Below are 17,631 nucleotides of genomic sequence, written 5' to 3'. Positions count from 1 at the left end.
GCAGCGCGTTATGGTTTGCCAGAGAGTTATTTGTACCGTGTTGCGCAAGTGGAAAGTGGAGGCAATCCGAATGCAAGGAATCCCCGTTCTTCTGCTGGTGGGTTGTATCAATTTATAGACAGCACCGCCAAACAATATGGTTTGCAGGATAGGTTTGATCCCATGCAAGCGGCAGATGCCATGGGGCGGTTGACGCTTGATAATCGCAATCATTTAAGCCGCCTTTTGGGAAGAGCGCCTAATGAAGCGGAGTTGTATTTAGCACATCAACAAGGAGCAAGAGGAGCCGCGCGGCTTCTTCAAAATCCCCATGCCAATGCGGCGCAAATTGTTGGGAGCAATGCGGTTGGCTTGAATGGTGGAAACAACGCTATGCGTGCAAGTGATTTTGTCAACCGTGTATTACAGATGTATGGGGGGCAGCCTCATAGAGCAAGTCCTACAGCGCATGGTGGCATTAGAAATAGAGACAACATGTTAGAGGTTTTACGGGCATTATTAGCATCACAATTAGCATCCCAAGAAGAGCCTTCGGAAGAAGAAGAGAGTGATGAAGATGATAATCCTTTGATGATGCCCTTCATGCGGGCGTTTTACGGACCATTTTACAGAAGCTAGGATTCACGAGAAATGTCAACGATTTATGATTGGTCGCTTAGAGCGTCGGATAATACGCGTTGTGATGCTTTAATTGATTGGTCAGAAGGGCAGCATCCTAGCAGTGTGAATAAGAGCGCCCGTGTGATGATGCAACGCGTGCGTGAATATTTATCAGATACGGGTGGCACGCTTGAAGGGATTGTTACAAATGATCATGCACAACAAACGAGTACGATACGTCTTCAAAGCCAATCGCAATTTTTAGAGTATAAGAATGGGATTGTTTTGCGCTTTATGGCGACAGGTAGGAATGTTGGAGCGACCACGATTGTCTTAAATGCTTTAGATGGCAAGCCGGTTTATAAAGCAACAGAATTAGGGGTTGGTCCTTTAAAGGGAGGGGAAATCCAAGAAGGGTGCATTTATACATTGTTTTATAATGGAGATCATTGGCATCTTGTTAATCCTACCCCACTCCCTTTAGAAGAAGAAGAAAGCAGTCTTTATCCCACGGGTTTTATAGGAACGTTTGGAATGCGCTGGATTCCAAAGGATTGGTTAATTTGCGATGGGAAGGCTTATTTGCGTCGTGATTATCGTGATTTATTTGAGACGATAGGAACGGTTTGGGGAGAGGGTGATGGCGCCACGACATTTAATGTTCCCGATTTTCGAGGGATGTTTTTACGGGGGCTTGATGGAGGGCGCAATATTGATGAGGGGCGTTCTTTTGCAAGTGTGCAAACAGATTTAATCGAGTCGCATCAACATCAAGGACAGAGCCTTTCGATGTCTCATTTTACCAGCAACGAAAACTTTTGGGATGGGAATACGACGGATGTGTTGGGCTATCGTCTAGGCTTGTTTGGGGGGAGCTCTCTAGCGAATTTTATGGGCATAGAGCGTGAGAATTTAGGGGGCTACATTGTAAGTTCTCTTACTCTTGATGAGAACCAAGAGGTTGTTTTGGAGAGCACTGGTGAAGGCGAGACGCGTCCAGTTAATGTGAGTGTTCTGTTTGCGATTAAGACATGAGGTGTAAGATGTCGACGATCTATGATTGGTCTTTCAATGCCTCCTTGAATGCCTATTGTGATGATTTGATTGATTGGTCAAAAGGACAACGTCCTAGTAGTCTGAATAATAGTGCTCGTGTGATGATGCAACGTGTGCGTGAGTATTTATCGGATACGAGTGGTGTGATTGAAAGCACTTTTACGGTTGATGCTGAACACCAGACGACGTTGATAAGACTTCAAAGCCAATCGCAATTTTTAGAGTATAAGAATGGGATATCAATTTGTTTTAAAGCGAAGAGCAAGAATGTTGGGGAAACCGCAATTGCCTTGAATGATTTGGCGGCTAAACCTGTTTACAAGGCGACGGAATTAGGCATTCGTGTTTTATCTGGGGGCGAGCTTCAAAGGGGATGCATTTATAGCTTGGTTTATAGGGATCATGCTTGGCAAGTTTTAAATCCTACGCCTCTCTCTTTATCGCAAGAGCCGGTTATCCCTGTTGATCCACCAGGGACGATAGGGATTTTTGGGATGCAAGTTTTGCCAGATGGCTGGTTACCATGTGATGGGAAGGCTTATTTGCGTAGTGATTATCCTGCTCTTTATGAAGCGATAGGGATCAGGTGGGGAGGCGCTGATAGTTGGACGAAGTTTAATGTTCCCGATTTGCGTGGTGTTTTTTTACGAGGTGTTGATGATGAGCGCGAGATAGACCGCTTTCGTTATCTTGGCACTTTACAAAATGACGCAATGAGAAAGCATGATCATAGTGGTCAATCCTTTACGATTTTGAATGATGAAAATCAGGAAGAGAGTTGGCATGGTGATATGACGATCATCTGGGGATATGTGTTGAATGACCAGCAAAGATTGAAGCTTGCTGAACGTTTGGGCGTGAGAGCAGAGGATATACGCGTGCACCATAAGCTCGCCTTTCCCCATTCCCACCTTCATATGCGTGATGTTGTTTGGGCTCGTTCAGGTATAAGTGAGACGCGCCCGATTAATATGAGTGTTGTGTTTGGAATCAAGACGTGAGGTTTAGATGTCCACGATTTATGATTGGTCTTTAACGGCATCTGAGAATGGTGGTGCTGATGCTTTAATTAATTGGTCAGAGGGACAGCACCCTAACACGGTTAATAATAGCGCTCGTTTTATGATGCAACGGGTAAGTGAGTATTTATCGGATACGGGGGGTGTTCTTGAAGGGATTGTGACGGTTGATAATAACCAAAAGACGAGCGTGATAAGGCTTCTAAGCCAATCGGCATTTTTAGAGTATAAGAATGGCATATCGGTTTGTTTTAAAGCGAAGGGCAAGAATGTTGGGGCGACAACAATTGCTTTAAATAATTTAGCCGGTAAGCCCGTTTATAAGGCGACAGAAACCGGTTTATTAGCCTTATCGGGAGGAGAGATACAAGATGGCTGTCTTTATACGCTTGTGTATGATGAAGAGCTTACGGGTTGGCAAGTTCTCAACCCGACAAGGGGCAAAGTTTCTTCCTTAAAACGTTTACCTTCCGGTCTGATAGGACCGTTTGCAATGGAGCGCTTGCCGGATGGTTGGTTGCCATGTGATGGAAGTGCTTATTCACGGTATGTTTATTGGGATTTATTTTCTGCGATAGGAACGACGTGGGGAGAAGGAGATGGCGCCACGACGTTTAATGTTCCCGATTTTCGGGGGCTATTTTTACGGGGACTTGATAATGAACGCAATTTAGACCCTTGGCGTTCTTTTGCAAGTATACAATCCTGTTCTTTAAAAGCGCACGAACATTTTATAGGTCCAGCGTCATCAGAAGGTCTTTCTTCTCGAAAGAAACGGAATGTTTCTTCTACTGAAGCGCCCGTGACAAGGCGCAAGAGATCTGTAGACGAAGAGTGTGTAGGTTTGAGTGGGGATGCTTTGGACAAGTGTAATCAAGAATTTGACCAAATAGCAGGAAGTCCACAGGTAGAGACTCCCTTTTGGTTTACAGAAAAAGACAAGCCGCCGCGTTTACCTTGGTTTATCAGGAGCCCCTTTGCTAATTTTTTATATTATTCAATGCCTATAACAGAAGGTCTGAATGACAGAGAGCATCATGAACATCATCTCATGGCAGAGAGGGTTGGTGGTGTTGAAACGCGCCCCGTTAATGTGAGTGTAATTTATGGGATCAAGACATGAGGAGTTGAAATGTCATTAAAACCGTTTGCGATATCAGAGATTAGCGACCCGTCTCAAGTACGGGTCGTTTTGTATTCTGGGGGAGGTTTTGTACATGCGCCGCTTACTGGCGTTTTTGATTTACTGAAAGCAGCATTGAAAACAGAGCTTGATGGTTCACTGAAAGATTTAGAGAAGCGCTTAGAGGCGTTAAGCGAAGAGCTTGAAGATTTGAAAGAGTGTTCATTTTAGGTTTAATGGNTGTCATTAAAACCGTTTGCGATATCAGAGATTAGCGACCCGTCTCAAGTACGGGTCGTTTTGTATTCTGGGGGAGGTTTTGTGCATGCGCCGCTTACTGGCGTTTTTGATTTACTGAAAGCCGCTTTGAAAACGGAGCTTGATGGATCTGTGAAAGATTTAGAGAAGCGCTTAGAGGCATTAAGAGAAGAGCTTGAAGATTTGAAAGAGTGTTCATTGGATGAAGCCCTCTGAATGAAGGAATAAAGCAGATGAAAATACCTGATCATAGTCATGAGTATCTGATACCAATAGCCACGAAAGAGGAAATCAGAGAAGGAACTTCGCAAGATAGCGTTGTTGTTCCGAAGCTTTTAGGGACGGCATCTTTGTATTCGTATGAAACCTTTGCGCCGTTAGAGCAGGTTGTTAATGCAAGACAAGAAGCAGAAAAAGCCATGTCGCGTGCGAATGGTGCGCAACAGGTTGCAGAAGAGGCGAAAAAAGTATCGGAAAGAGCGCTTACAGAAGTTACCAAAACGGGTGAAGCGGTTACAGCAGTAACAACAACGGCTAATCTTGCAAAAGATACAGCAGATACAGCCAAGGGATTAGCCGAAGAAGCCAAGAGTGCCTCTGATGCCGCCAAGCAAATGGCAGAAGAGGCGAAGGCAGGATTTGATAGAGCTACAGGGGAAATAAGTAGTACGAAAGGTTCATTGTCTACGGCATTGCAAAGTTTTGTAGAGGTCAAGCAGGCAAGTGAGAACGCCGTCCATGTCTCGACAGAAGCAAAGAGATTAGCCGATGAATCGAAATCCATTGCTGAACGTGCAGAACAAACAGCGAGAGATGCTTCCCAAACAGCAACAGAGACGACGCAAGTAGCCGCAACAGCGGTAGCAACGTGTCATGAAGTTAAGACAGTAGCGACACAAGCAAGTATGAAGGCAGATGGAGCCAAACAGACAGCCGCTGATGCGAAGGATATTGCCGAAGAAGCAAAAGGTTTATCGGAACGGGCGACATCTTCTGTTACAGAACTTACAAAAACAGCGTCTCAAGTACAAACGGCAGTAGAGAAGGCATTAACGGAGTCAAGAGAATCCAAACAGATAGCAGAGTCATCTAAGACACTCTCAGAAGAAGCCAAACAACTTGCAACAGAAGCCCAAAATTCCTCTACCAATGCGCTTACAGAAGCGAATGCAGCGAAGGATAAAGCATCTACAGCGCTTACCTTAGTCAATGATGTCAAGAATATTTCTGAAGAAGTGAAAGGTATTGCAGAAACGGCATTATCGACCGCTACCACAGCTAAACAGGCTGGTGATGAGATCGGGCAAAAAGCTTTAGAAGCGTTAACGAAGTCGAGTGAAGCTAAGAGCACAGCAGAGACGGCAGAAGAGAAAGCCGCAAGAGCCGAAAAGAAGGCGGATGATGCGACAGTTACAGCTTCTGAAGCCAAGACTATGGTGCAAGAAGCAAAACAGGCGTTAGAGACATCAACAGCGCAACAAGATGCTTCAGAAGCACTGTCTAAAGCCGCTGAAGCGAAGAAAGTAGCAGATCAGGCAGCAACGTTAGCCAATGAAAGTAAAACGACAGCTGTTGAGGCAAAAGGTTTAGTGGAGGAAGTAAAACAATCGGTAGCGACAGCGACAGAAACAGCAGAGAGCGTAGCTAAGGAAGCCAAAGTAGCATCAGAAAGCGCTGTTACAGTTGCGAATGCAGCGAAGAGCACAGCAGAAGAAGCCAAGAGTGCAGCGGATAGTGCAACAGAGAAAGTAGAGCAAGCTGTAAGAGAGGCTAGCGATGCGAAATCTAAAGCGGAAAGTTTAAAGACTGTTGCGACTGAAGCGAAATCCACGAGTGAACAAGCAAGTCAAACAGCCTCTAATGCTAAAAGTTTATCAGAAGAAGCAAAGGTTAAAGCAGAAAGTGTAGAGAGAGTTGCGAATGAAGCAAATCAAACAGCGACTTCTTCGAAGATCGTATCAGAAGAAGCAAAAGAAGAGGCAAGTAATGCCAAAGCGATAGCCTTAGAAGCGAAAAGTGCAGCAGATAGTGCAATAGCGAAAGCGGAGCAAGCCCAACAGAGCACAACAGAAGCCTCTAGAATAGCTTTGGAAGCGAAAGCGGTAGCAGAGTCTGCGGTGCGTTCAGGAGAGACGGCAGGGCAGGTGAGTGGGGAAGCGGTGAAGGGCATAGCACAAGAGGCGAAGCGTAAAGCGGAAGAAGCCGAGAAAATAGCACAAGAAGCCAAACAGACAGCAGGTTATGCCAAGCATGATGCGGAGCAAGCGCGTAGTGAGGTGGAAAATGCAAAAAGCACAGCGAATGCAGCGTGGAATAAAGCCCACAAAGCGAATGAAACAGCAGATAGTGCTAAGCTTACAGCAAGTTTAGCAGAAACGGCAGGCGAAGAAGCCAAGAAAATAGCGGAGAAAGCCAATAACTACGCGTATGAAGCAAAAGATGAAGCCGAAAAAGCCAAGGAAATAGCTAATAGTGCAAAATATGCAGCAGGAGAGGCGCAAAAGGCAGCTGAAACAGCGGGTAAAAAAGCCGCGTCTTTAGAAGCAGCCGCAGAAGAAGCACAAAAAATAGCACAAGAAGCCAAACAGACAGCAGGTTATGCCAAGCATGATGCGGAGCAAGCGCGTAGTGAGGTGGAAAAAGTAAAAAGCACAGCGAATGAAGCGTGGAGTAAAGCTTACGACGCGAATGAAGCAGCCAATAACGCTAAGACTATAGCAAGATTAGCAGAAATGGCAGGTGAAGAAGCCAAGAAAATAGCAGAGAAAGCCGATGACCGAGCGTATGAAGCCAAGAATGAAGTAGAAAAAGCCAAGGAAATAGCCAATAATGCAAAATATATAGCAGGAGAGGCGCAGAGGGCAGCCGAAACAGCGGGTAAGAAAGCCGCGTCTTTAGAAGAAGAAGCGGAAGAGGCACAAAAAATAGCCAAGGAAGCCAAGGAGTCTGCTGGTTATGCAAGACATGATGCGACGCAAGCGCGCAATCAGGCAGAAAATGCAGAGAAAATAGCCTCGTCTGCGAGGAGTAGGGTTATCGATATCAACCAAGTGGTTGAGAATTTTAAAGCTCCCGTAAGTTTAGCGCGGATGTACTCAGACGAAGCCAAGAAAAAAGCCGAGTCGGCAGATTCACAAGCCTATCAAGCCAAGAGCGAAGCTGAAAAAGCCAAGGAAGTAGCTGATAGAGCGAAAAGGACAGCAGAAGAAGCCAAAAAAACAGCCGATACGACGAAGCAAGAGCTTGGAGGGATCAAGAGTTCCCTAGCAACGGCAACAACAGCCCATACAGTAGCTTCACAGGCAAAAGCGCTAGCGGAAGAGGTAAACAATTCACTGAAACAGTCCAATTTAACGGTTCTTTCAATTTCCACACCGTTTCTTGTAGCGACAGGCAAAGCGCAATTAACCTTGAAAAAAGGAACACGCATAACTTTGGCATTAGGCAATGATACTTTGGTTGCAAGTTATACGGCAGATACAAGAATAAGCATGCCGTCTCTTTCTGCGGGCAAGGATTATTATCTTTATTTGGTACCGGAGGGAGATTCTCATAAAATTGTTGTATCAGAAAACTCTACGTATCCAAACGGTTACAGCGTCAATAATTCGCGCAAGATAGGAGGTGTTCATACGCTTTGTGCGGATGTTGGTACGATTTCTGGTCATCCATTGTCTGGTTATAGAGCAGGGGATATTTTACCCAATTCAGTTTGGTGTTTAAATCACCGTCCGCATAGTTCACCAGAAGGTATGGTTTATGACCCCTCTACAGATCTTTGGGTTGATATTTATCTTCAGTCAGGCACCGGTGAAAATACGCGCTCGGCATATGGTGTTCCGATCACAACAGGTCGTACCTATACAGATCATGTAACGGATATGATGCGTGTCAAGAAATCCTTACTGAGTGATGTGGAATTTGCTTCAACCATGTATGGAAGTAATGACAAAACAAGTATTAAAGGTAAGTCTCCCCCCTCTCCTAAGACTTCAGGAGGTCACGTTGATACAGCAAATCGTCGTATGATCTCGCATATCGGTTGTGAGGAAGGTTGCGGTTATGTTTGGCAGTTTTTAGCAGGAACGTTTCCTATGCAAATAACGAATAGGGGGCAGGCTAGGTTAGAAATGAGATGGTTATCAGGAGGAGGAGGGTGGAGTCATGGTGTAGATAGCGGATGTTTTGCACGCTCCACGGTATCTTCTTCTAGAGGTAATGAACAATTATGTGCGCGTGGGTGTAGCCATTCCCGTGATTTGTGAGGAGGGGTAGATGATAGATTATCCAGAACATTTAAATAGCAAGCAAGATTATCTGAACATGCTTTCTTTTGACAAAGTTGAAACGGTAAGAAGGCTAGAGATGCTTTTAGCAACACGTTTTTATTGGGTTTTTGTCAAAGAGCTTGGAGAGGGAGAAGAGGGGATTGAAGATGACACGCATAAGGTTTGTCTAACAACAACCATGCCGTTTGATTTAAATGGTGATTTTGTAGAAAAGCGTTGTCAGTATGAATTACAGGAAAGCGACTATGCGCCGCTCTTTCAACTTGGTTTTCGTGTTGAAGAAGTCGAGCAGCTGATCAAAGAGCATAGCCAATAGAGATCATAAGAAAACATTTTTATCCAGCTCCACTTTTGTGGGGCTTTTTTTATGGAGCGTCAGATGAGAAAGATATCGAAAGAAGGATTAGAGCTTATCAAACAATGGGAAGGTTTGCGTTTAGAGGCATATAGAGACACGGCATGTATCTGGACGATTGGTTATGGTCACACCAGCAATGCGGGTCACCCCCTTGTCAAAAAAGGCATGTGTATTAGCCAAAAGCAAGCAGAAGAAATCCTTTGTGAAGACTTAAAGCAATTTGAGCAGACGGTAGAGGAATCGGTGACGGTTTCGTTAACGGATTGCCAATTCGCGGCATTGGTCTCATTTTGCTATAATGTAGGAACAGCTGCTTTTCGCAAGTCAACCTTGTTGAAGAAGCTTAATCAAGGGGATTATGAAGCCGTACCCTTAGAATTACAGAAATGGAATAAGGTCGGTGGGAAGCCTCTTGCGGGTTTAGCCAACCGTCGAGCAGCAGAAGCGGGATTATGGGTAAAAGGGGCTTATGTTTCTTCGAATTATCAAAGGGTAGAAACGAAAACGGCAACCGGACTGCTTAAAATAGAAGCACTTGCCCCGATTATAGGGTCTTGTTCGGGGTTTGGTGGCTTGTTAGCAGGCAATGGTCCGGTGCAATGGGCTTTAGCAGGCATCATGGTTTTAGCGGCTGTAACGGGCATAGTGATTGTCGCCAAGCGGTTTGGGGAGCAACGCTTATGATTTTTTGGCTAAAGAAATATTCTCTGATGTTTACAGCGGCTTTAGCCGTTTTTTTTATGGCTTTAGCCAAGGCGTTTCAGCTTGGCAAGCAAAGCGAACGGCAAAAGCAAACAGAGAATGCTTTAAAGACAGCAACAACCCGTCTTGAGGTAGAAAATGAAGTTAATCAAAAAAGTGATGGTGGTGTGCGCTCTGAACTTTCTCGTTGGGTGCGCGGCAAATAGGTCTGTTTCTTGTGGTGGCTGGTTGCCCATTTATTTAGATAATAAGGATGTTGCGGTCATCAGTTCCAACCTTGCAAGAGATATTTTGAAGCATAACAAGCAGGGAGCCCATTTATGTGGTTGGAAAGATGGTCAAGAAACGAAGCAGCAAAGATAAAGATCTTACAGAAACAGAACAACAGCTCCTTCACGAGATGATAGAGACCTATCAAGGCTTAAAGATGATGTCACGCATCATGAAATTGATTGCCTTCATTCNGGGAGCCCATTTATGTGGTTGGAAAGATGGTCAAGAAACGAAGCAGCAAAGATAAAGATCTTACAGAAACAGAACAACAGCTTCTTCATGAGATGATAGAGACCTATCAAGGCTTAAAGATGATGTCACGCTTTATGAAGTGGATTGCCTTCATTGNTATCATTTTTATCTTCTGTCGAGATTGGCAAAAAATCTGTTCCTGTAGGACTGGAGGAAAAAATCATAGAGCTTTATGGTTTAGATAAAGAGAAGGCTTTACTCTTAAGGAAAGCAGCTTATGCTTGTCGCAAAAGTTTTACAATCAAGACTTCTGATCCGTTGAGACGTGAAGCTGTTGGTGAGTTTGTTAGAAATTTAGAGAATTTTTCACGACAAAACTTAGCAGAATTAAAAGACTTTCTTGAGAAAGTTTGCAAAAAAAGAGGCGTCCTATAGAGATAGGTTGAAAAATCCTATTCCCTAACTTTTATTTACGCGTCCCTCACTGTAAAAAATATATGGAAAATCAATAAATTATTGTTGATATAAAATGCAATGGTGGGCGTGACAGGGATTGAACCTGTGACCCCTACGATGTCAACGTAGTGCTCTCCCGCTGAGCTACACGCCCATTCATTGATGTTGCATACACCATATAGAATGCCAAACGTCAATGCCTAATTTCATTTTCTCTTTCAACAGATGCAAATAACTTTAAAAAATACTTTTTAAGCAGCGATAAGGATTTTTTCAACCTCATTGACGAGTTCACGTAAGTGAAATGGCTTAGAGAGAACCTTTGCATCAGGAGGGGTATCACTATTTGAATTGAGTGCTACCGCTGCAAAACCCGTAATGAACATTACTCGTAAATCAGGGTCAATCTCAGTAGCACGTCGTGCGAGTTCGATTCCGTCCATCTCTGGCATGACAATATCAGTCAGGAGAAGGGAAAATGGCTCTTCTTGTAAACGTTCATATGCGCTAATACCATTATCGAAATCGGCGACTTCGTAGCCTGCACGTTCTAGGGCTTTTACGAGAAAGCGACGCATATCGTTATCATCTTCTGCGAGCAGGATTCGTTTCATGATTATATTCCAATGGCTCCATTTGTCAGAGTTTTGCCGCATCAATTATACAATATAGAGTATTTATAAAAAAGATGGTAAAATGCTCATAATTGAAATGAATGGCAAAATGGTTAATTCTTACATTCTGATTCAAAATACAGCATATTCGTTGTGAGTTGGTTAAATTCGAAATATATGTGATTTTGAAAAAAGAAGGGGTTCTCTAAAACTACTAAGATGATTCATTACTATCTTTTCTTTTAAAGTTACTGATTATTATCAGAATTCCATTAAAAAACTTATGAAAACCGTTATTGTAGGGACTTCCTATATCGAGAAATTAAAAGAATATTATGTTAATTTATTGTTTTTAAAAAGTTCTCCTAAGAAATAGAAATTTTATAGTTATTTGTTTTTATAGAGATTTGTAATAAATATTATAAATGCGCTTTATTTCCAGTTTTTTCCTTAAATAGATGAAAACTATTGTTTTCCTAGATATAATATTAAATTATCACTTAATAACAGATCAAAAATAGTATTTTGATGCTTTATTTGTAAATATGTATCATGTTATATTAAGATAAATTTATTATTTATATAAATAGTTTTTTTATTAAGTTATTTTTTATGATGTAAAATAATATTGTTTAATGTAATGATATACTTTGTATATTATTTTTTTTATTAGAATGCATGGTGAATATTTAGGTCATGGCTTGTCTGTAGAGGCTAGAAAACGAATCATATGAGTGGTTGGAAAGAAAAATCTATTATATTTAAAAGTTTTTGTAGATCCAATGCTCGTAGAAAAATTCTTTTTTGATGGGGCGGAGCGGAAATTAAGGTTTAGTGCTATTTTACAGATACATTATCGGGAATAAATGCATCAAATGCAGCCCAAAATTGCTTTTTATAATCTTCGTTAACCATAATTGTATCCAGTTCAGCGCCTGTAATAGTAATACTTTCTGTTAGACGTGTGTGTTGGCATAATTGCCGCACTTCAATGTTGTTTGCAATATTGTTTTGATTGGCAAGAATAAAGAGTGTTGGGATTCGTAAATCTCCATGAAGTACATTTCTCTTCATAGAATCAATCGCATTAAATACTGAAGCCATCCATTGGGATGTTGGGGGCTTAATGGAAGGGAGCGGCACTTTATGTATGTGTCCCAATTGTATATTTTTTTGTTTTGTCTTGTTTAATTTTTTCCCATCTTTCACTGGTATAAAGCCAAGACCTATATCAGAAAGAAATTGTGTTAATTTATGTTGAAAACTATTCGTTTTATTGCCGAATGGAGCAAAAAGGGGAGAAACACAGAGCAATCTATTAAACTGATGATTAATGAGATCTAATCCGCTAAGTGCTATCAATCCACCTATGCCATAGGCGAGCATAGAATAAGGCGGCGGACAATTAGGATAAACAATACTTTTAAGAAATTTATATAAGTCATTAATATCATTATTTATATCAAAACAATGATGTCGGCTTTGTTTTCTTATCTTGAAGGATGTTTTTTCTTGATCAAAGCAGTCAAATATTGCTGTATGAAAACCGCGTTTAGAAATTTCATTTATTAATAAAAAATATTTTTCTAAAGTATTTGCGTAGCTTTTGAGAATAACAATTGTTCCCTTAGATTTTTCCATCTCAGGATATGTTATAGCAAAACGAATTTCGTGATCTATTGCTATTTTAAGAGTATCATGATGGATATTAAGAAAAGTGGAACCCCAGTCTATGGGATAAAGAGGTGTTTCCAATTGAAATCCTTTACAGTGTATTTGCCGCTTAGTGCTTTGACATTTATGTAATGAAGAAAGAGGATTAAAAAAGGGGTATATTGCTTTTTAGATAGTTTTTATCAATTTAGGTCCCAAAGAGTTGAAATAAAGAAAAACGATTACTAGATAATATAATGCGGTTGCCATGATGGGGCCGCAGGTTCACAAGTAAGTTTGCCATATGGGAACTTTGTGAATTAATTATAAATTATAGTCGCTCTAGAGGAGGGCAATATTATGCGTCAAGTAGATTTTTCACCATTTTATCGTTCCACAGTAGGTTTTGATCATCTTTTTAACTGGTTTGATTCTAGAACACAACCAGACGAAGTTTCTTCTTATCCCCCTTATAATATCGAGCGTTTAACTGAAGATTCTTATAGAATTTCTATGGCTGTTGCTGGTTTTTCTCAAGATGAAATTGATATTGAAACGCATTGTAACCAGCTGATCGTTAAGGGAGACAGAAAGTCTAAAAATGATGATGAAGAGCGAGAATTCCTTTATCGAGGTATTGCTTCGCGCGCTTTTGAACGGCGTTTTCATTTGGCTGATCATGTTAAGGTTATTGGGGCAGAACTTGGAGATGGGCTTCTTCATATTCAGCTTAAAAGGGAAATGCCAGCTGAATTAAAACCCAAAAAGATAACCGTACAGATGTCACCATCCATTACAAAAAATGATAACAGCGACGTTATCGTGTAAAGAAAATTTAGAAAATATGAGATCGGATAATTATAAATTTTTCTGAAAAATAAAAAACGCGAGGCAAAAGGTCTCGCGTTTCGTATGTGTTTTCCTAAGAACGAAGCGCATTTTAATAAAAAAGCTTATCTCGAATTTATGATAAAATATCATTGCACATTATTCTACGTTGAAGAAAAAGTTCATGTGTGTGCAATTGAAATGCATAATGATTCACTTTTTAAGTAAGCTTATTTATAGCATTTTAAAAATGGTCGGAGCGGCGGGATTTGAACCCACGACCCCTTGACCCCCAGTCAAGTGCGCTACCAAGCTGCGCTACGCTCCGAGTTCGTGTAAAACGATTAAATGACTGTTTCTTTAAAGGCAAGAGAAAAAATAAACAGAATAAAATCTAAAATGCTCTTGCACTTAGAGCTTTTGAAAGTAAAAATTTTGGACATCAATATTTTGTTGTTAATTCAAGATAAATAACGAATTTGTAAAATTCTTTGTGATCATTAAATTTTTAGCTCTATAGTTAATAGATGTATGCATTTAATTACTTTTGAGATTGTGAGGAGGGGGGTAAGATTGGTGTAGAGGTATGAATTGGAGCAAATGAGTGCTGAAGGTATATTTTTTTCTTACCTAATCGTTACTTTTCTAAAAAGATAAAGATTTTCAAAAGAAGAGGAGTGAATGTATGGTTTTGAAAAGTTTTCGTTTTTTAGAGTTTTATAGACGAGGTATTTTCATTTTATATGGATAAAAAATTGTAAGTTCTGGATTGTGTAATCACAAATCTCATTTTACGGGTATGTATTTTTATCCAAATAAACAAGATCAGAATGCTTTAATTTATGTTTTGTTGTTTTTTTTCTAAAATATCAGATAAAATATTATAGAGGAAAAACTTTCAAAGTGTCTATTGAACTAAGAAAAGAGTAAAGGATGAGCCGTTTTTCGGTAATAAATTTGACGCAAGCAGCAGTGGATCGTGTTAAAGCGATTATGGATGCAAAAGATGCACAGGGTATTCTTGTTGGTATCAAAAAAGGTGGTTGTGCAGGGATGGAGTATACAATTACTCTTGTCAAAGAAAAGGGGATAGATGCGGATGTTGTTGAAGTGAATGGTGCCCGTGTTTTTGTAGCACATGATGCGGTATTATTTTTATTAGGGACGCAGATGGATTATGAAGTGACAACGCTGCGGTCTGGTTTTATCTTTAAAAATCCTAATCAAGTTTCAGCATGCGGGTGTGGCGAATCGGTGGAACTTCGTCCTGCTACGCAGGATCAATATAAAACAAATTGAGCTGAGCTAAATTATAATTTAGTAATTTTAGAGGGGCTTGTTCTTTTAGGTAGAAGAAATCTACTATTTTTTATTGTTCATTTTTAGCTTGCTTCCAAAGTGCTTCCATTTCATTCAAGGATGCGTCAGTGAGTGTTTTAGATTGAGTGGATAGCTTTTCTTCAATATAGGTGAAACGATTTCGAAATTTTATATTCGTTTTTTTTAATGCTTTTTGTGAATCAATCGCTAAGTAGCGCGCGAGGTTAAGGAGTATAAAGTAGAGATCTCCAAATTTTGCTTCTATCTCTGAGTTTTGTTTATTTTTTATGGCTTCTTTGAGCTCTTCCAGTTCTTCTTCTATTTTTTCAAAAACTTTATCACTTTTTTGCCAATCAAAACTTACTTTAGCTGCTGCTTCTTGTAAAGCAAGTGCCTCTTGGTTTGCTGGCTGGATTTGTTTTACTGTTGCGAGTATGCTTATGGAGGAATTGTTGTTTTTTTCTTCGCACATTCTTTTTTGTTCAACCTGTTCTCTTTTTTTTATATATTCCCACTCCTCTTTTATAAATCCTCGTTTTTTTTGCTCGGCATTTCCAAAAACATGAGGATGGCGTCGAATCATTTTTTCCGTGATTGCATAAACAACATCTTCAAAAGTAAAGCTGCCTTCTTCTTGTGCTATGGTAGCATGATAGACAACTTGTAAAAGAAGATCCCCAAGTTCTTCACAGAGATCCTTTCGATTCTTTCGTTCAATGGCATCGATGACTTCGTAAACTTCTTCGAGCATATAGGGTATGAGGGATTCAAAAGTTTGTTTTTTATGCCAGATACAACCATTATCAGAGTTTCGTAATGCAGTGATAATTGCAGTGAGATCTTTGATATCTTTTGAGGCTAACATTTTGCACTTCCTTTGTAAGCAATAGAGCTTATGTTAGATGTCCCAACGTCTATGTAACCACATCCATTGTCCAGGATATTCACGGACCCAAGATTCAACAATATCATTTAATTTTTGCGTAGAAGCAGCTATATCGATATCATTTTTTTCATCACGTGGAAGTTCTACATGTTCATATAACTCTAAACGATGACGTCCACTAGGCAAACGAACACAACGTGCTGGATAAATATCACAGTCATATTGTCGAGCAAGTTTTATAATTAAGGGGTTTGTTTTAAGAGGTCTGTTAAAAAATGTTCCCATGATACCGCGGCGAAATTTTTGATCAACGAGCATACCAACATTTTCACCTTCTTCTAATTTGGCTGCTAATGCCCATGCGGCACCGGCCTTGGAGGGAACAAGATGTCCCATAGAAGTTTGTCGTGCTTTAAGGATTCGTTTGGCAACATAGGGATTATTGGGTGGTCTAAATAATACCGTAACATTAAGATCAAAACTTTGTGCACAAATAGGCAGAAGTTCAAAATTTCCAGTATGTGCGGTGAAAAAAATATGTGGTTTTTTTTCATTTTTTAATCGCTCAAATATTTCAATGCCTTTAACCTCAATGAAACCTAGCTCGTCTGCATGAGGATCAAAATCAAAAATTTTATCAAGAAAAATATATTCGGCTAGGAAACGTCCTATATTTTCCCACATTTCTATTGCAATCGCACGGAGTTCTTGCTCTGTTTTTTCTGGATATGCACTCCTAAGGTTTGCGAGTGTGATTTGATGACGATGTACAAGGGGACCAATTTTTTTTGCTAACCAAGCAAAAAAAGAAATTCCCATTTTGGCTGGAAAACATTTTAGAATAAATAAAGAACCAAAGAGTAGATATGCCCATAACAAGTAGGATATTTTTTTAGCTATAATTTTAATACGATATATGAGATTTTTAAGAGAAAGCTTCATCATGATTTAATCGATTTTAAGGATAATTTTACCAAAAACGTCACGACTCTCCATTCGTTTTAAAGCTGTATCAATTTCATCCAGCCCAACAATTGTATCAATGACAGGGTGTACGGCTTTTTGTGCCATTTTTTGCATGGCATTTTTCATATTTTCCATACGGCAGCCAAATGAACCGAATATCTTAAGCTGTTGCTGGAATAATTGCATGAGATTTATTGATGCTGAAACACCAGAGGTAGAACCGCAAGTCACTAAGCGTGCTCCTTTTTTCATACATAACAGAGAACCGTTCCATGTATCGACACCAACATGCTCAAAAACAACGTCAACACCTTTTTTTTGGGTTAATTTACGCACTACACCTTCAAAACGATCTTTACGATAATTAATCACATGATCTGCCCCAAGAGAGTGTGCTTTTGCAATTTTTTCATCTGAACCTACAGTTGTGATAACTGTACAGCCCATGTGTTTTGCAAGTTGAATGGCTGCAGAACCAATACCTGAGCCACCAGCCTGTACTAGGATTGTTTCTCCTGCTTGTAGTTTTGCGTTATCGAAAAGCATATGTTCTACGGTACCAAAAGTAATTGGAGCAACTGCTGCTTGCAATTCATCACATTGGGGAGGTGATGGAACTAATAAACGTGCTGGCAAATTGACAAGCTCACACGCAAATCCATCAAGGTGAAAACCATAGACTCCCTTTACATTACTGCAAAGATTATCCCGTCCTTCATGACAAGCTCGGCATACTCCGCAGGTTTGTGCACCATAAATTGAGACAATCTGTCCAAGTTGGAGATGTTCAACGCCATCTCCTATTTGTATAACCTCACCAGAGGCTTCTGCACCAATGATGAGTGGCATTTTTCTTTTCGCAAAAGCCATGCCACGCCATCCCCATACATCAATATGATTAAGAGCAACGGCTTTTATCCGCACAGTTACTTCACCTATACTAGGTGAAGATGGCGGGGAAATATTGGTGATTTCAAGCCGACGATCATCGAAGAGTTGCAGTGCACGCATTATCATCCCCCTTAAATATATTATTGG

Annotated in this window: 19 protein-coding genes, 2 tRNA genes and 1 pseudogene; 15 read left to right on the top strand and 7 right to left on the bottom strand. The window is 40.6% G+C overall.

The features are described from left to right. From ACFILT_RS09585 to ACFILT_RS09525, 13 genes and pseudogenes are all read left to right on the top strand, one after another. Positions 1–618, top strand: a 618-nt coding sequence (locus ACFILT_RS09585; RefSeq protein WP_375679993.1) for a transglycosylase SLT domain-containing protein, incomplete at its 5' end; no start/stop codon positions are given. A gap of 12 nt (positions 619–630) precedes the next feature. Beyond that, positions 631–1,635, top strand: a complete 1,005-nt coding sequence (locus tag ACFILT_RS09580; RefSeq protein WP_375679992.1) for a phage tail protein — start codon at positions 631–633, stop codon at positions 1,633–1,635. A gap of 8 nt (positions 1,636–1,643) precedes the next feature. Next, positions 1,644–2,657 carry a phage tail protein gene (locus ACFILT_RS09575; protein ID WP_375679991.1) on the top strand — a complete coding sequence of 338 codons (1,014 nt, stop codon included), beginning with the start codon at positions 1,644–1,646 and terminating at the stop codon, positions 2,655–2,657. A gap of 7 nt (positions 2,658–2,664) precedes the next feature. After that, a complete protein-coding gene (locus tag ACFILT_RS09570) occupies positions 2,665–3,798 on the top strand; it encodes a phage tail protein (protein WP_375678330.1) in 1,134 nt (377 codons plus the stop codon). A gap of 9 nt (positions 3,799–3,807) precedes the next feature. Further along, positions 3,808–4,029 carry a hypothetical protein gene (locus ACFILT_RS09565; protein ID WP_375679990.1) on the top strand — a complete coding sequence of 74 codons (222 nt, stop codon included), beginning with the start codon at positions 3,808–3,810 and terminating at the stop codon, positions 4,027–4,029. Positions 4,030–4,038: 9 nt separating this feature from the next. After that, positions 4,039–4,272 (top strand): hypothetical protein, encoded by a 234-nt coding sequence (locus ACFILT_RS09560; protein ID WP_375678331.1) that lies wholly within the window; start codon positions 4,039–4,041, stop codon positions 4,270–4,272. 17 nt (positions 4,273–4,289) lie between these two features. Further along, entirely contained in the window at positions 4,290–8,321 is a 4,032-nt protein-coding gene (locus tag ACFILT_RS09555) for a hypothetical protein (RefSeq protein WP_375679989.1), read from the top strand. Between the two features lie 10 nt (positions 8,322–8,331). After that, the gene (locus ACFILT_RS09550; RefSeq protein ID WP_375613937.1) at positions 8,332–8,661 is read left to right on the top strand and encodes a hypothetical protein; all 330 of its coding nucleotides are present in this window, start codon (positions 8,332–8,334) and stop codon (positions 8,659–8,661) included. A gap of 63 nt (positions 8,662–8,724) precedes the next feature. Further along, entirely contained in the window at positions 8,725–9,387 is a 663-nt protein-coding gene (locus ACFILT_RS09545; RefSeq protein WP_375679988.1) for a lysozyme, read from the top strand. Continuing rightward, entirely contained in the window at positions 9,384–9,611 is a 228-nt protein-coding gene (locus ACFILT_RS09540; protein ID WP_375630758.1) for a hypothetical protein, read from the top strand. The genes ACFILT_RS09545 and ACFILT_RS09540 overlap by 4 nt, the downstream gene beginning before the upstream one ends. Before the next feature lie 128 nt (positions 9,612–9,739). Then, entirely contained in the window at positions 9,740–9,925 is a 186-nt protein-coding gene (locus ACFILT_RS09535; protein WP_375679995.1) for a hypothetical protein, read from the top strand. Beyond that, positions 9,885–10,115 carry a hypothetical protein gene (locus ACFILT_RS09530; protein WP_375679987.1) on the top strand — a complete coding sequence of 77 codons (231 nt, stop codon included), beginning with the start codon at positions 9,885–9,887 and terminating at the stop codon, positions 10,113–10,115. Before ACFILT_RS09535 ends, ACFILT_RS09530 begins: the two co-directional genes overlap by 41 nt. Further along, positions 10,030–10,305: pseudogene (locus ACFILT_RS09525) on the top strand (XRE family transcriptional regulator); the annotation flags it as partial. The gene ACFILT_RS09530 and the pseudogene ACFILT_RS09525, both read left to right, overlap by 86 nt. A 100-nt stretch (positions 10,306–10,405) precedes the next feature. Here the strand turns inward: ACFILT_RS09525 and ACFILT_RS09520 are convergent. The 3 genes from ACFILT_RS09520 to ACFILT_RS09510 all read right to left on the bottom strand — a co-directional run bounded on the left by ACFILT_RS09520 (position 10,406) and on the right by ACFILT_RS09510 (position 12,695). After that, positions 10,406–10,480: transfer RNA gene (locus ACFILT_RS09520), tRNA-Val, on the bottom strand. 97 nt (positions 10,481–10,577) lie between these two features. After that, on the bottom strand, positions 10,578–10,940 hold the full coding sequence (gene cpdR / locus ACFILT_RS09515; RefSeq protein WP_375613077.1) for a cell cycle two-component system response regulator CpdR: 363 nt from the start codon (positions 10,938–10,940) through the stop codon (positions 10,578–10,580). 837 nt (positions 10,941–11,777) lie between these two features. Then, positions 11,778–12,695, bottom strand: coding sequence for a serine aminopeptidase domain-containing protein (locus ACFILT_RS09510; protein ID WP_375679319.1), 918 nt, complete (start codon positions 12,693–12,695; stop codon positions 11,778–11,780). A gap of 258 nt (positions 12,696–12,953) precedes the next feature. On the opposite strand from ACFILT_RS09510, the gene ACFILT_RS09505 reads away from it, so the two are divergent. Then, positions 12,954–13,421: an Hsp20 family protein gene (locus tag ACFILT_RS09505; protein WP_375613075.1), complete on the top strand. Its 468-nt coding sequence runs from the start codon at positions 12,954–12,956 to the stop codon at positions 13,419–13,421. 251 nt (positions 13,422–13,672) lie between these two features. Here the strand turns inward: ACFILT_RS09505 and ACFILT_RS09500 are convergent. After that, positions 13,673–13,749 (bottom strand) — tRNA-Pro (locus ACFILT_RS09500). Between the two features lie 605 nt (positions 13,750–14,354). On the opposite strand from ACFILT_RS09500, the gene ACFILT_RS09495 reads away from it, so the two are divergent. After that, positions 14,355–14,720 carry an iron-sulfur cluster assembly accessory protein gene (locus ACFILT_RS09495; RefSeq protein ID WP_273791397.1) on the top strand — a complete coding sequence of 122 codons (366 nt, stop codon included), beginning with the start codon at positions 14,355–14,357 and terminating at the stop codon, positions 14,718–14,720. A 70-nt stretch (positions 14,721–14,790) separates the two neighbouring features. On the opposite strand, the gene mazG is transcribed toward ACFILT_RS09495, so the two are convergent. The 3 genes from mazG to ACFILT_RS09480 are packed head-to-tail and all read right to left on the bottom strand — an operon-like array spanning position 14,791 to position 17,604. Continuing rightward, positions 14,791–15,606: a nucleoside triphosphate pyrophosphohydrolase gene (gene mazG / locus ACFILT_RS09490; RefSeq protein ID WP_375679986.1), complete on the bottom strand. Its 816-nt coding sequence runs from the start codon at positions 15,604–15,606 to the stop codon at positions 14,791–14,793. 33 nt (positions 15,607–15,639) lie between these two features. Continuing rightward, positions 15,640–16,569, bottom strand: a complete 930-nt coding sequence (locus tag ACFILT_RS09485) for a lipid A biosynthesis lauroyl acyltransferase (protein ID WP_375679994.1) — start codon at positions 16,567–16,569, stop codon at positions 15,640–15,642. Between the two features lie 6 nt (positions 16,570–16,575). Further along, positions 16,576–17,604: a zinc-binding dehydrogenase gene (locus ACFILT_RS09480; protein ID WP_375679985.1), complete on the bottom strand. Its 1,029-nt coding sequence runs from the start codon at positions 17,602–17,604 to the stop codon at positions 16,576–16,578. Between the last annotated feature and the right edge of the window lie 27 nt (positions 17,605–17,631).

It is taken from the genome of Bartonella sp. AP7XZML (assembly GCF_042195745.1).
Taxonomy (GTDB): domain Bacteria; phylum Pseudomonadota; class Alphaproteobacteria; order Rhizobiales; family Rhizobiaceae; genus Bartonella.
Note: the sequence above shows the minus strand (reverse complement) of the source record. Positions and strands in the feature narration are given on the sequence as shown.